This is a genomic window from Pseudomonas sp. S31 (assembly GCF_016648105.1).
Taxonomy (GTDB): domain Bacteria; phylum Pseudomonadota; class Gammaproteobacteria; order Pseudomonadales; family Pseudomonadaceae; genus Aquipseudomonas.
Genome location: NZ_JACVVE010000014.1, coordinates 13,239 through 26,334, shown reverse-complemented (window position 1 = coordinate 26,334; position 13,096 = coordinate 13,239). Strand labels below are relative to the sequence as shown.

Genomic DNA, 13,096 nt, shown 5'->3' with positions numbered 1-13,096 from the left:
AAAACGTAATTTTCGTCCGGGAATAAAAACGCCCGGCTAAGCCGGGCGTTGAGCACGACGCTCAGCTTAGATGCGTTTGGCCTGGGCCGCGGCGTTACCGATGTAGGTCGCGGGGGTCAGCAGCTTGAGCTCGGCCTTGGCGTCGGCAGGCATGTCGAGACCGTCGATGAAGGTCAGCAGCGCTTCAGGAGTGATGCCCTTGCCACGGGTCAGCTCCTTGAGCTTCTCGTAGGGGTTCTCGATGTTGAAGCGGCGCATGACGGTCTGGATCGGCTCGGCGAGAACTTCCCAGCAGGCGTCCAGGTCGGCGGCGATACGGGCTTCGTTGACTTCCAGCTTGCCGATACCCTTGAGGCTGGCCTCGTAGGCGATGACGCTGTGGGCGAAACCGACGCCGAGGTTGCGCAGCACGGTGGAGTCGGTCAGGTCGCGCTGCCAGCGCGAGATCGGCAGCTTGCTGGCCAGGTGCTGGAACAGCGCGTTGGCGATGCCCAGGTTACCTTCGGAGTTTTCGAAGTCGATCGGGTTGACCTTGTGCGGCATGGTCGAGGAGCCGATTTCGCCGGCGACGGTCTTCTGCTTGAAGTAGCCCAGCGAGATGTAGCCCCAGACGTCACGGTCGAAGTCGATGAGGATGGTGTTGAAGCGAGCGATCGCGTCGAACAGCTCGGCGATGTAGTCGTGCGGCTCGATCTGGGTGGTGTACGGGTTGAACACCAGGCCCAGTTCGTCTTCGATGAAGGCGCGGGCGTTCTGCTCCCAGTCGATCTGCGAGTAGGCCGACAGGTGGGCGTTGTAGTTGCCCACGGCACCGTTGATCTTGCCCAGCAGCGGTACGGCCGCGACCTGGGCGATCTGGCGCTCCAGGCGGTACACGACGTTGGCCAGTTCCTTGCCCAGGGTGGTCGGCGACGCTGGCTGGCCGTGGGTGCGCGAGAGCATCGGCACGTCGGCGTGGGCGTGGGCCAGGGCGCGGATGGCGTCGGCGATCTGGCGCATCAGCGGCAGCAGCACTTCGTCACGGCCGGCGCGCAGCATCAGGGCGTGGGACAGGTTGTTGATGTCCTCGCTGGTGCAGGCGAAGTGGATGAACTCGCTGACCTTGGCCAGCTCAGGCAGCTTGGCGGCCTGCTCCTTGAGGAGGTATTCGATCGCCTTGACGTCGTGGTTGGTGGTGCGCTCGATTTCCTTGACGCGTTCGGCGTGCTCGAGCTTGAAGTCGGTGGCCAGGGTGTCCAGCAGGGCGTTGGCTTCGGCGGAGAACGCCGGCACTTCGCCAATCTGCGGGTGGGCGGCCAGGCGCTGCAGCCAGCGCACTTCGACCAGGGCGCGGAAACGGATCAGGCCGTATTCGCTGAAAATGGGGCGCAAGGCCTGGGTTTTGCCGGCGTAGCGGCCGTCTACAGGGGAAACCGCAGTGAGCGAAGAGAGCTGCATGGGGTGTTCTCGGACAGTCAGGCTTTTGGAAGGGCGCATATCATACATGAAAAATGCGTCCGGGTCGGGTGGCTGACCAAAGGTCGGGCCTATAACAGCAGGTCGAGGGCCCTGTAGGAGCGGGTTTACCCGCGAATGCGGCGGCGAGGCGAGCATCGCATTCGCGGGTAAACCCGCTCCTACAGGGCCTGCATAGCATCTTCAGGAAGGCGCGCGCATCATGTCGTACAGTTCGTTGAGCAGCTTGCGCCGGCTGAATACCAGTTGCCAGCGGTGCCCGCCCAGTTGCCGCCACAGGCGCGCAGCGCGGATGCCGGCCAGCAGCAGGGCGCGGATCTTCGAGGCATTGCTGGCCTGCTGCAGGAAGCGCATGTCGCCATGGACCTGGATACGTTGGCGCAAGGTGCTCAGGGTGTCCTGGTACAAGGCTCCGCTGGAAGCGATGACGTTTTCGTGAACCAGGCCGAAATGCTCGGCCTGGGACTGGATCTGCGGCAGGCGGTTGCCGATGGTGTCGAGCAGGTCGCCGCGCTTGTTCAGCTGGCGCTCCAGGCCGAGCATCGACAGGGCGTAGCGCAGCGGCTCGCGCTGCAGGCTGCTGGGGTCGCGTTCGAGGGCGCCGACCAGGGCGCGGTAGCCGTCGCGCAGGTTGAGATCGTCACCGCCGAACACCTGCAGGGTGTTGTCGGGGTCGCGCACCAGCAGGCTGCCGAGCATGCAGCCGATGTCGGCCTCGCTGGCCTGGCCGGTGCGGGCGATGCGGTCGACCAGCACGGCGGCCTGGAACACACCGCCGAGGGCGATCAACTGCTCCTGCAGGTTGCTCATGCGCGAGGGCTCCATGGCTCGGCGGTTTCGATCACGCCGCCGCCCAGGCACACTTCGCCGTCATAGAACACCACCGACTGGCCCGGGGTCACGGCGCGCTGCGGCTCGTCGAACACGGCGCGGTAGCCGCCTGCGGTGCGTTCCAGGGTGCACTGCTGGTCGGCCTGGCGGTAGCGCACCTTGGCCGTGAGCTGGCGCGGGCTGCTCAGGTCGATCGGGTTGACCCAGAAGATTTCCGAGGCCAGCAGCGCGCGGGAGAACAGCCATGGGTGTTCGTTGCCCTGGCCGACCACCAGCACGTTGCGGGTGAGGTCCTTGTGCAGCACGTACCACGGCTCGTCGCCGGCATCCTTCAGGCCGCCGATGCCCAGGCCCTGGCGCTGGCCGATGGTGTGGTACATCAGGCCGTGGTGGCGGCCGATCACTTCGCCCTCGGTGGTTTCGATGTCGCCTGGCTGGGCTGGCAGGTACTGCTTGAGGAAGTCGCTGAAGCGGCGCTCGCCGATGAAGCAGATGCCGGTGGAGTCCTTCTTCTTGGCCGTGGCCAGGCCGTGTTTCTCGGCGATGGCGCGTACCTCGGGCTTTTCCAGTTCGCCGACCGGGAACAGGGTGCGGGCGATTTCCTTGCCGCCGACGGCGTGCAGGAAGTAGCTCTGGTCCTTGTTCGGGTCCAGGCCCTTGAGCAGCTCGGTCAGCTCGCCGGTGTCGCGGCGGCGCACATAGTGGCCGGTGGCGATCAGGTCGGCACCCAGCGACAGGGCATAGTCGAGGAACGCCTTGAACTTGATCTCGCGGTTGCAGAGGATGTCCGGGTTCGGCGTGCGGCCGGCCTTGTATTCCTCGAGGAAGTGCTCGAACACGTTGTCCCAGTACTCGGCGGCGAAGTTGGCGGTGTGCAGCTTGATGCCGATGCGGTCGCACACGGCCTGGGCGTCGGCCAGGTCTTCACGGGCGGTGCAGTATTCGGTGCCGTCGTCCTCTTCCCAGTTCTTCATGAACAGACCTTCCACCTGGTAACCCTGCTCGATGAGCAGGAGGGCGGAGACGGAAGAGTCCACGCCGCCGGACATGCCGACGATGACGCGGGTCTTGGCGGGGTCTTTGAGTGCTGGGCTGGTCATGGCTACCGCTGAGTATCAAGGGGGAAAAACGCCGATTCTATCAAACCCGCGCCCGCGCGTCAGTCGCGCAACAGGTCGAGGCTGTGCAACGGGCCTTGGAGGTAGTCGTCGAGGCAGCGCGGTACCAGCTCGCTGCGCCAGCGCTCGGGGTCGGCGAGCAGCGCTTCGCGGGTCAGCCAGACGGCGCGCACGATATCGCTGTCCAGCGCCAGGTCGGGGTGGTGGCGCAGGGGGCGGGCGGCGAAGCAGATGCGTTGGTAGGTCACGCCGTTGCTGGGCGCGGTGTACAGGTAGATGCCGACCAGGCCGGTCAGCTCGACTTCCCAGGCGGTTTCCTCGAGGGTTTCGCGCAGGGCGGCCTGGGCCAGGGTCTCGTTGGCTTCGAGGTGGCCGGCGGGTTGGTTGAAGACGTGCTGGCCGGCCTTGAATTCCTCGACGAAGAGGAACTTGCCCTCGTGTTCGACGATGGTGGCGACGGTGATGTGCGGTTGCCAGGTCATGAGCAGCTCCATCAGGGCTTACGCGCACCCTGTAGGAGCGGGTTTACCCGCGAATGCGATGATGAATCCCCTGACGCATTCGCGGGTAAATCGCAGCGGCGAACCGCCGCTCCTACAGAGGCGCTGGAAATCATCTATGCAGAAAGCACAAACCCCGGTGCGTGGCCGGGGTTTGTGCTGTTACTTCAAGCGAACCTTACAGTGCGGCAATGGCGCTGTTCAGGGTCTGGCTCGGGCGCATCACCTTGGCGGTCAGCTCGGCATCCGGCGCGTAGTAGCCGCCGATGTCGGCCGGCTTGCCCTGGACAGCGTTGAGCTCGGCGACGATGGTCTCCTCGTTCTCGCTCAGGGTCTTGGCCAGCGGGGCGAAGCGTGCCTGCAGGGCGGCGTCGTCGCTCTGGGCAGCCAGGGCCTGGGCCCAGTACAGGGTCAGGTAGAAGTGGCTGCCGCGGTTGTCGATGCCGCCGACTTTGCGCGAAGGCGACTTGTTGGTGTCGAGGAACTTGCCGGTTGCTTGGTCCAGGGTGTTGGCCAGGACCTTGGCGCGCGGGTTGTCGTAGGTGTTGCCCAGGTGCTCCAGGGAAGCGGCCAGGGCCAGGAATTCACCCAGCGAGTCCCAACGCAGGAAGTTCTCTTCGACCAGCTGCTGCACGTGCTTGGGCGCCGAACCACCAGCACCGGTCTCGAACAGGCCACCGCCGTTCATCAGCGGGACGATCGACAGCATCTTGGCGCTGGTGCCCAGCTCCATGATCGGGAACAGGTCGGTCAGGTAGTCGCGCAGCACGTTGCCGGTCACCGAGATGGTGTCCTTGCCTTCGCGGATGCGGGCCAGGGAGAACTTGATGGCCTCGACCGGTGCCAGGACACGGATGTCCAGGCCGGTGGTGTCGTGGTCCTTCAGGTACTTCTGCACCTTCTCGATCATCACGCCGTCGTGGGCGCGAGCCGGGTCCAGCCAGAACACCGCCGGGGTGTTGCTCAGGCGGGCACGGTTGACGGCCAGCTTGACCCAGTCCTGGATCGGCGCGTCCTTGGTCTGGCACATGCGGAAGATGTCACCGGCTTCGACGTTCTGCTCCAGCAGGACCTTGCCCTTGCTGTCGACCACACGCACGACGCCGTCGGCCTTGATCTGGAAGGTCTTGTCGTGGGAGCCATACTCTTCGGCCTTCTGCGCCATCAGGCCAACGTTCGGCACGCTGCCCATGGTGGTCGGGTCGAAGGCACCGTTGACCTTGCAGTCTTCGATGGTGGCCTGGTAGATACCGGCGTAGCAGCGGTCCGGGATGACGGCCTTGGCGTCCTGCAGTTCACCGGCGGTGTTCCACATTTTGCCCGAGTCACGGATCATCGCTGGCATCGAGGCGTCGACGATGACGTCGCTCGGCACGTGCAGGTTGGTGATGCCTTTGTCGGAATTGACCATGGCCAGGGCCGGACGCTGGGCGTACAGGGCCTGGATGTCGGCTTCGATCTCGGCCTGCTTGTCGGCTGGCAGGTCCTTGATGCGGGCGTACAGGTCGCCGATGCCGTTGTTGGCGTTGAAGCCCACTTCGGCCAGTGCGGCGGCGTGCTTGGCCAGCACGTCGTTGTAGAACTCTTCGACGATGACGCCGAACATGATCGGGTCGGAGACCTTCATCATGGTGGCTTTCAGGTGCACCGACAGCAGCACGCCGGAGGCCTTGGCATCGGCGATCTGCTCGGCGATGAAGGCTTTCAGGGCCTTGCGGCTCATGGTGGCGCAGTCGATGACCTCGGCGGCCTTGACTGCGGTCTTTTCCTTCAGCACGGAGGTGGTGCCGTTGGCTTCGACCAGTTCGATGCGCAGGCTGTCGTCAGCCTCGATCAGGGCGGCTTTCTCGCTGCCGTAGAAGTCGCCTTGGGTCATGTGGGCAACGTGCGACTTGGAGTCGGCGGCCCAGGCGCCCATCTTGTGCGGGTGCTTGCGAGCGTAGTTCTTGACCGACAGCGGAGCGCGGCGGTCGGAGTTGCCTTCGCGCAGGACCGGGTTGACGGCGCTGCCCTTGATGCGGTCGTAGCGGGCGCGGGATTCTTTTTCCTCGGCGCTGCTCGGCTCGTCGGCGTAGTCAGGGATGTTGAAGCCCTTGCCTTGCAGTTCCTTGATCGCGGCCTTGAGCTGCGGTACCGAGGCGCTGATGTTAGGCAGCTTGATGATGTTGGCTTCAGGGGTGGTAGCCAGCTGGCCCAGTTCCGCCAGGTGATCGCCTACTTGCTTCTCTGCGCCCAGTTGCTCCGGGAAAGCCGCGAGGATACGGCCAGCCAGGGAGATGTCGCGAGTTTCGACGGCGATGTCAGCCGAAGCGGTGAAGGCTTCGATGATCGGCAGCAGCGAGTAGGTGGCGAGGGCAGGGGCTTCGTCGGTGAAGGTATAGATGATCTTGGAACGGGTGGGCATGCGGGTTAACTCTCTATGTGCTGAGCGTGCTCGAGTCTCGAGGTGCGCAGGGTAGGCGCATCGCCCAGGCAGCGCCATGAGCGGAAAGTCGAGAGGCTGCGAGCGGTGATGGTGGATGCATCAGTCGAGCGTCAATTGCTGGGCTGCGGTAACAGACCAGGCTTGGCGGCCAGGCTTAGTTGCCATTCTGGCCAAGGGCGAGCCGCATTTTTCCAAGGGTTCGCCCCGATGACCCTACGGTCGCGGCGCAGTATATCAAACCAATCGGGCTATTCAGCAAGGCGAAGTGACATCGGCCCATTTATAAGACCAAAGAAGTAGGGGCAATGTGGTCGGTTGTCGCAGGGCTTGCAGGGCCGTGGATGTGGTTTAGGCTGATTGCATCGCATGAAGTCCAACCACGACCCGCAAGCGGAGTAGTGCACCATGGGATACCAGAAAATCAAGGTTCCGACCGACGGTAGCAAGATCACCGTCAATGCCGACCACTCGCTCAACGTTCCCGACAACCCGATCATTCCCTTCATCGAGGGCGACGGCATCGGGGTGGACGTTTCGCCGGTGATGATCAAGGTCGTCGATGCCGCCGTGCACAAGGCCTACGGCGGCAAGCGCAAGATCGCCTGGATGGAGGTGTACGCCGGGGAAAAGGCCACCCAGGTGTACGACCAGGACACCTGGCTGCCACAGGAGACGCTCGATGCCGTGCGCGACTACGTGGTGTCGATCAAGGGGCCGTTGACCACCCCGGTCGGTGGCGGCATTCGCTCGCTCAACGTGGCCCTGCGCCAGCAGCTCGATCTGTATGTCTGCCTGCGCCCGGTGCTGTGGTTTCAGGGGGTGCCGAGCCCGGTCAAGAAGCCTGGCGATGTCGACATGGTGATCTTCCGCGAAAACTCCGAGGACATTTATGCCGGTATCGAGTGGAAGGCCGGCTCGCCGGAAGCCGACAAGGTGATCAGGTTCCTCAAGGAGGAAATGGGCGTCACCAAGATCCGTTTCGACCAGGACTGCGGCATCGGCGTCAAGCCGGTCTCCCGCGAAGGCACCAAGCGCCTGGTGCGCAAGGCCTTGCAGTATGTGGTGGACAACGACCGCGAGTCGCTGACGCTGGTGCACAAGGGCAACATCATGAAGTTCACCGAGGGGGCCTTCAAGGACTGGGGCTATGAAGTGGCGCGCGACGAATTCGGCGCCGAACTGCTCGATGGCGGGCCTTGGATGAAGTTCAAGAACCCGAAAAGCGGCCGCGAGGTAGTGGTCAAGGATGCCATCGCCGACGCCATGCTCCAGCAGATCTTGCTGCGCCCGGCCGAATACGATGTGATCGCCACCCTCAACCTCAATGGCGACTACCTGTCCGATGCCCTGGCGGCGGAGGTTGGCGGCATCGGCATCGCGCCAGGGGCCAACCTGTCCGATACCGTGGCCATGTTCGAGGCCACCCACGGCACCGCGCCCAAGTACGCCGGCCAGGACAAGGTCAACCCAGGGTCGGTGATCCTCTCGGCCGAGATGATGCTGCGGCACATGGGCTGGACCGAAGCCGCCGACCTGATCATCAAGGGCACCAACGGGGCCATCGGCGCCAAGACCGTCACCTACGACTTCGAGCGCCTGATGGACGGCGCCACGCTGGTGAGCAGTTCAGGCTTCGGTGAAGCGATGATCAAGCACATGTAAGGACACGACGAAACGGCCGCCTCGTAAAGAGGAGGCCGTTTCGTTCGTCTACCTGCTGGGGCCGGCTCAGGCTTCGACTTGAGCGGTCGCGGTCGACGTTTCGGCGGATGAACCGATACTTGCGTTGGCGCCGGCGCTGGAGATCGCCACCGCATGCAGCCCCTTAGGGCCTTGGACGATGTCGAAACTCACGGCCTGTCCGGCTTTGAGCGTCTTGTAACCGTCCATCTGGATAGCCGAATAGTGGGCGAACAGATCATCGGTCTTGCCGTCTTCATTGATGAATCCGTAGCCCTTGGCATTGTTGAACCACTTGACTTTGCCGCTTGCCATCCCTATGTCCCTCTGCAAAGGACTCCATCACTGGAGTATCATCCACTTCATCCGCATACGAACCATGCGAAAATTCTGGTTGACTGCGCGGATCTTTATCGACCACGGTGGGTTCCTATTGGTTGTAACACCGTTTTGCCGATAGTCAAGGTCAGGCGGCGCCCGCGCCAGCGAAGGCCTTAGCGGTCAACCCACAACCTTAACCTGTCGATCGTGATGAAATTCTTTCCATGCATGCACCTAGCGAGATTCGACTAACATTCAATCAGGATCGCCCGCAATCGAACGAGGACGATGGCTCTGGTCTCGCGGTTCAGGAAGCCAAGCCGATCCTGCAGGCGCCACCGATGTACAAGGTGGTTTTGTTCAACGATGACTACACACCGATGGATTTCGTCGTCGAAGTGCTCGAGACGTTCTTCAGTCTGAATCGCGAGCTGGCGACCAAGATCATGCTGACCGTCCATACCGAGGGGCGGGCAGTGTGCGGATTGTTTACCCGTGACATCGCCGAAACCAAGGCCATGCAGGTCAACCAATACGCCAGGGAAAGCCAGCATCCGCTACTCTGTGAAATCGAGAAGGACGGTTAATCGCCGACCACTTGGGTATGAGGTGAAGCTATGTTAAACCGCGAGCTCGAAGTCACCCTCAATCTTGCCTTCAAGGAGGCCCGTTCGAAGCGTCATGAGTTCATGACCGTCGAACATCTGCTCTTGGCACTCCTTGACAATGAGGCTGCCGCGACCGTTCTGCGCGCCTGTGGCGCCAATCTCGACAAACTCAAGCACGACCTGCAAGAGTTCATCGATTCCACCACCCCGCTGATCCCGGTCAATGATGAAGACCGCGAGACCCAGCCGACCTTGGGCTTCCAGCGCGTGCTGCAACGCGCCGTGTTCCACGTGCAAAGCTCCGGCAAGCGCGAAGTGACCGGCGCCAATGTGCTGGTGGCGATCTTCAGCGAACAGGAAAGCCAGGCCGTGTTCCTGCTCAAGCAGCAGAGCGTGGCCCGTATCGATGTGGTCAACTACATCGCCCATGGCATCTCCAAGGTACCGGGCCATGGCCCTAGTACCGAAGGCGATCAGGACATGCAGGACGAGGAGGGTGGCGAGGCGTCGTCCTCCAGCAATCCGCTCGATGCCTATGCCAGCAACCTCAACGAACTGGCCCGTGCCGGGCGTATCGACCCCCTGGTGGGGCGCGAGCAGGAAGTCGAGCGCGTGGCGCAGATCCTCGCTCGCCGGCGCAAGAACAACCCGCTGCTGGTCGGGGAGGCCGGCGTCGGCAAGACCGCCATCGCCGAGGGCCTGGCCAAGCGCATCGTCGACGGCCAGGTGCCCGACCTGCTGGCGCAGAGCGTGGTGTACTCGTTGGACCTCGGCGCGCTGCTGGCCGGTACCAAGTACCGCGGCGACTTCGAGAAGCGCTTCAAGGCGCTACTCGGTGAGCTGCGCAAGCGCCCGCAGGCCATCCTGTTCATCGACGAGATCCACACCATCATCGGTGCCGGTGCGGCGTCGGGCGGGGTGATGGATGCCTCCAACCTGCTCAAGCCGCTGTTGTCCTCGGGCGACATCCGCTGCATCGGCTCCACCACGTTCCAGGAGTTCCGCGGCATCTTCGAGAAGGACCGGGCCCTGGCGCGGCGCTTCCAGAAGGTCGACGTCACCGAACCGTCGGTGGAAGACACCGTGGGCATCCTGCGGGGCCTGAAGGGGCGCTTCGAAAGCCACCACAACATCGAGTACAGCGACGAAGCCCTGCGCGCAGCGGCCGAGCTGGCCTCGCGCTACATCAATGACCGCCACATGCCGGACAAGGCCATCGACGTGATCGACGAAGCCGGCGCCTACCAGCGCCTGCAGCCCGAGGCCAGCCGCGTCAAGCGTATCGAGGTGCCGCAGGTCGAGGACATCGTGGCCAAGATCGCGCGGATTCCACCGAAGCATGTCACCAGCTCCGACAAGGAGCTGCTGCGCAACCTCGAGCGCGACCTGAAGCTGACCGTGTTCGGCCAGGATGCCGCGATCGATTCGCTGGCTACCGCCATCAAGCTGTCGCGCGCCGGCCTCAAGGCACCGGACAAACCGGTCGGTTCGTTCCTGTTCGCCGGCCCCACCGGCGTCGGCAAGACCGAAGCGGCTCGGCAGTTGGCCAAGGCGCTGGGCGTCGAACTGGTACGCTTCGACATGTCCGAGTACATGGAGCGGCATACCGTATCGCGACTGATCGGTGCGCCACCTGGCTATGTCGGGTTCGACCAGGGTGGCCTGCTGACCGAGGCGATCACCAAGCAACCGCATTGTGTGCTGCTGCTCGACGAAATCGAGAAGGCCCACCCCGAAGTCTTCAACCTGCTGCTGCAGGTGATGGACCACGGGACCCTGACCGACAACAACGGGCGCAAGGCCGACTTCCGCAACGTGATCCTGATCATGACCACCAACGCCGGCGCCGAAACCGCCGCGCGGGCCTCGATCGGCTTCACCCATCAGGACCACGCGTCCGATGCCATGGAAGTCATTCGCAAGAGCTTCACGCCGGAGTTCCGCAACCGCCTGGACACCATCATCCAGTTCGGCCGCCTGAGCCACGAGACGATCAAGAGCATCGTCGACAAGTTCCTCATCGAACTGCAGGCGCAACTGGAAGACAAGCGTGTGCTGCTGGAAGTCAGCGACGATGCCCGCGGCTGGTTGGCGGCTTCGGGCTACGACGTGCAGATGGGCGCACGGCCGATGGCGCGGCTGATCCAAGACAAGATCAAGCGGCCGCTGGCCGAGGAGATCCTGTTCGGCGAGCTGGCCGAGCACGGCGGTGTGGTGCATGTCGACCTGCGCGATGGCGAACTGGTGTTCGACTTCGAGACCACGGCCGAGGTTGCGTGACAAGTGGGGCTGCGCAGCAGCCCCGGCTTTTGCGGCCACAAAAAAGCCCGGCACATGCCGGGCTTTTTCATGGCTGGAGCTTAGCGCGCACGGTAGGTGATGCGGCCCTTGCTCAGGTCGTACGGCGTCAGTTCGACGCGGACCTTGTCGCCAGTCAAAATACGAATGTAGTTCTTGCGCATCTTTCCGGAGATGTGCGCGGTTACGACGTGCCCGTTTTCCAACTCCACGCGGAACATGGTGTTGGGCAGGGTGTCGACGACAGTACCTTCCATTTCGAAGCTGTCTTCTTTCGACATGCAGTAGAGCCCTCGGTATCCAGTGTTAGCCCGACGCATAACCGCACCGGGCAAAAAAAGTGGCGTGGATTATGCCCGAAAATTGTGTGTCAAGCCAATGCCTTTCAGTTGAGGCTGACCCAGCGTTGGTTGATCAGCAGCTCGATGGGGCGGTACTGGGTCTTGTAGCTCATCTTCTTGCAGTTCTTGATCCAGTAGCCCAGGTACACCGCCTCGAGGTCCTGGCGCAGGGCTTCGGTGATCTGCCAGAGGATGGCGTAGCGGCCGAGGCTGCGGCGTTCTTCTTCAGGCTCGTAGAAGGTGTATACCGCCGACAGGCCGTTGGGCAGCAGGTCGCACACCGCCACTGCCAGCAGGCGGCCTTCGAGGCGGAACTCATAGAACCAGCAGAACGGCAGGTCGCGGACCAGGAAGGTGGAGAACTGGTCGCGGCTTGGGGGGTACATGTCGCCATCGGCGTGGCGGGTCTCGATGTAGCGGCGGTACAGGTCGAAGTACTCTTCCTTGAACGCTGGCCGCGCGGCCGTCACGGTCAGGTCGGCGTTGCGCTTGAGGATGCGCCGTTGCTGGCGGTTGGGGATGAAGCGGGCAGCCGGGATGCGCGCAGGCACGCAGGCATTGCAGTTCTGGCAATGGGGGCGGTAGAGGTGGTCGCCACTGCGCCGAAAGCCCATTTCCGAAAGATCGGCGTACACGTGCACGTCCATCGGCTGGCTAGGGTCGAGGAACAGGGTGGTCGCCTGCTCGTCCGGCAGATAGCTGCAGGAGTGGGGCTGAGTGGCATAGAACTTCAGCCGCGCCAGCTCTGTCATGATCAACCCCCCTCGGTGAGACTTTGCTTTAAGTGTAAGCCAGCTGGCAGAACTCGCCTAGGAAACCCAGGTAGCGCTGTTGGGCTGGTCGAGATGCTGGCGCAGGTACTCGGCGAACCGGGCGCGGCTGATGGCGCGGGCGCCGAGGCTGTGCAGGTGGTTGGTGGGCATCTGGCAGTCGATGAGTACGAAGCCGGCAGTGCGCAAATGTTCGACCAGGGTCACGAAACCGACCTTCGAGGCATTGTCGGCGCGGCTGAACATCGACTCGCCGAAAAATAGCTGGCCCATGGCCAGGCCATACAGGCCGCCGACCAGCTCGCCGTCCTGGCGCACCTCGACGCTGTGGGCGATGCCGCGCTGATGCAGCTGGCAATACGCGTCGCGCATGTTGTCGGTGATCCAGGTGCCGTCGGCGTAGTCGCGCGGCGCGGCGCAGGCGTCGATGACGGCGCGGAAGTCGCTGTCGAAGCTCACCTGGTAGCGGCCCTGGCGCATCAGCTTGGCCAGCGAGCGCGACACGTGCAGCTCGTCCGGGAACAGTACGGTGCGTGGGTCAGGCGACCACCAGAGGATCGGCTGGCCATCCTGGTACCAGGGGAAGCAGCCATGGCGATAGGCTCGCACCAGCCGCTCGGCGCTCAGGTCGCCACCGGCCGCGAGCAGACCATTGGGATCGTGCAGGGCCTTTTCCAGTGGTGGGAAGGTCAACGAGTCGCGGGTGAGCCAAGTGAGCATGGTCTATCGTGCGGTAGGGGAGGGGAGAG

Annotated in this window: 12 protein-coding genes; 3 read left to right on the top strand and 9 right to left on the bottom strand. The window is 63.4% G+C overall.

The features are described from left to right. Nucleotides 1-66: 66 nt before the first annotated feature. The 5 genes from purB to IAE37_RS12545 form a co-directional block, all read right to left on the bottom strand. Nucleotides 67-1,437 (bottom strand): adenylosuccinate lyase, encoded by a 1,371-nt coding sequence (gene purB / locus IAE37_RS12565; protein ID WP_201174055.1) that lies wholly within the window; start codon nt 1,435-1,437, stop codon nt 67-69. Between the two features lie 201 nt (nt 1,438-1,638). Further along, complete coding sequence (gene hflD / locus IAE37_RS12560) at nt 1,639-2,265, bottom strand: high frequency lysogenization protein HflD (protein WP_201174052.1); 627 nt, start codon at nt 2,263-2,265, stop codon at nt 1,639-1,641. Then, complete coding sequence (gene mnmA / locus IAE37_RS12555) at nt 2,262-3,386, bottom strand: tRNA 2-thiouridine(34) synthase MnmA (protein ID WP_201174050.1); 1,125 nt, start codon at nt 3,384-3,386, stop codon at nt 2,262-2,264. Before mnmA ends, hflD begins: the two co-directional genes overlap by 4 nt. Nucleotides 3,387-3,445: 59 nt before the next feature. Beyond that, nucleotides 3,446-3,886, bottom strand: a complete 441-nt coding sequence (locus IAE37_RS12550; RefSeq protein ID WP_201174047.1) for an NUDIX hydrolase — start codon at nt 3,884-3,886, stop codon at nt 3,446-3,448. A gap of 196 nt (nt 3,887-4,082) precedes the next feature. Then, nucleotides 4,083-6,308, bottom strand: coding sequence for an NADP-dependent isocitrate dehydrogenase (locus IAE37_RS12545; RefSeq protein ID WP_201174044.1), 2,226 nt, complete (start codon nt 6,306-6,308; stop codon nt 4,083-4,085). A 426-nt stretch (nt 6,309-6,734) separates the two neighbouring features. Between IAE37_RS12545 and icd the strand changes: the two genes are divergently transcribed. After that, a complete protein-coding gene (gene icd, locus IAE37_RS12540; protein WP_201174041.1) occupies nt 6,735-7,991 on the top strand; it encodes an NADP-dependent isocitrate dehydrogenase in 1,257 nt (418 codons plus the stop codon). 66 nt (nt 7,992-8,057) lie between these two features. Here the strand turns inward: icd and cspD are convergent, their stop codons facing one another. Continuing rightward, nucleotides 8,058-8,324: a cold shock domain-containing protein CspD gene (cspD, locus tag IAE37_RS12535; protein WP_201174040.1), complete on the bottom strand. Its 267-nt coding sequence runs from the start codon at nt 8,322-8,324 to the stop codon at nt 8,058-8,060. A gap of 230 nt (nt 8,325-8,554) precedes the next feature. On the opposite strand from cspD, the gene clpS reads away from it, so the two are divergent. Both clpS and clpA read left to right on the top strand, forming a co-directional pair. After that, complete coding sequence (gene clpS, locus IAE37_RS12530) at nt 8,555-8,917, top strand: ATP-dependent Clp protease adapter ClpS (protein WP_003251220.1); 363 nt, start codon at nt 8,555-8,557, stop codon at nt 8,915-8,917. A 30-nt stretch (nt 8,918-8,947) separates the two neighbouring features. Further along, a complete protein-coding gene (clpA, locus tag IAE37_RS12525) occupies nt 8,948-11,218 on the top strand; it encodes an ATP-dependent Clp protease ATP-binding subunit ClpA (protein WP_201174039.1) in 2,271 nt (756 codons plus the stop codon). An 80-nt stretch (nt 11,219-11,298) separates the two neighbouring features. Here clpA and infA read toward each other — a convergent pair whose 3' ends face one another. The 3 genes from infA to aat form a co-directional block, all read right to left on the bottom strand. Further along, on the bottom strand, nt 11,299-11,517 hold the full coding sequence (infA, locus tag IAE37_RS12520) for a translation initiation factor IF-1 (protein ID WP_002553999.1): 219 nt from the start codon (nt 11,515-11,517) through the stop codon (nt 11,299-11,301). Between the two features lie 104 nt (nt 11,518-11,621). Further along, a complete protein-coding gene (locus tag IAE37_RS12515) occupies nt 11,622-12,329 on the bottom strand; it encodes an arginyltransferase (protein WP_201174038.1) in 708 nt (235 codons plus the stop codon). A gap of 57 nt (nt 12,330-12,386) precedes the next feature. Continuing rightward, nucleotides 12,387-13,067: a leucyl/phenylalanyl-tRNA--protein transferase gene (aat, locus tag IAE37_RS12510; RefSeq protein ID WP_201174036.1), complete on the bottom strand. Its 681-nt coding sequence runs from the start codon at nt 13,065-13,067 to the stop codon at nt 12,387-12,389. Nucleotides 13,068-13,096: the final 29 nt, after the last annotated feature.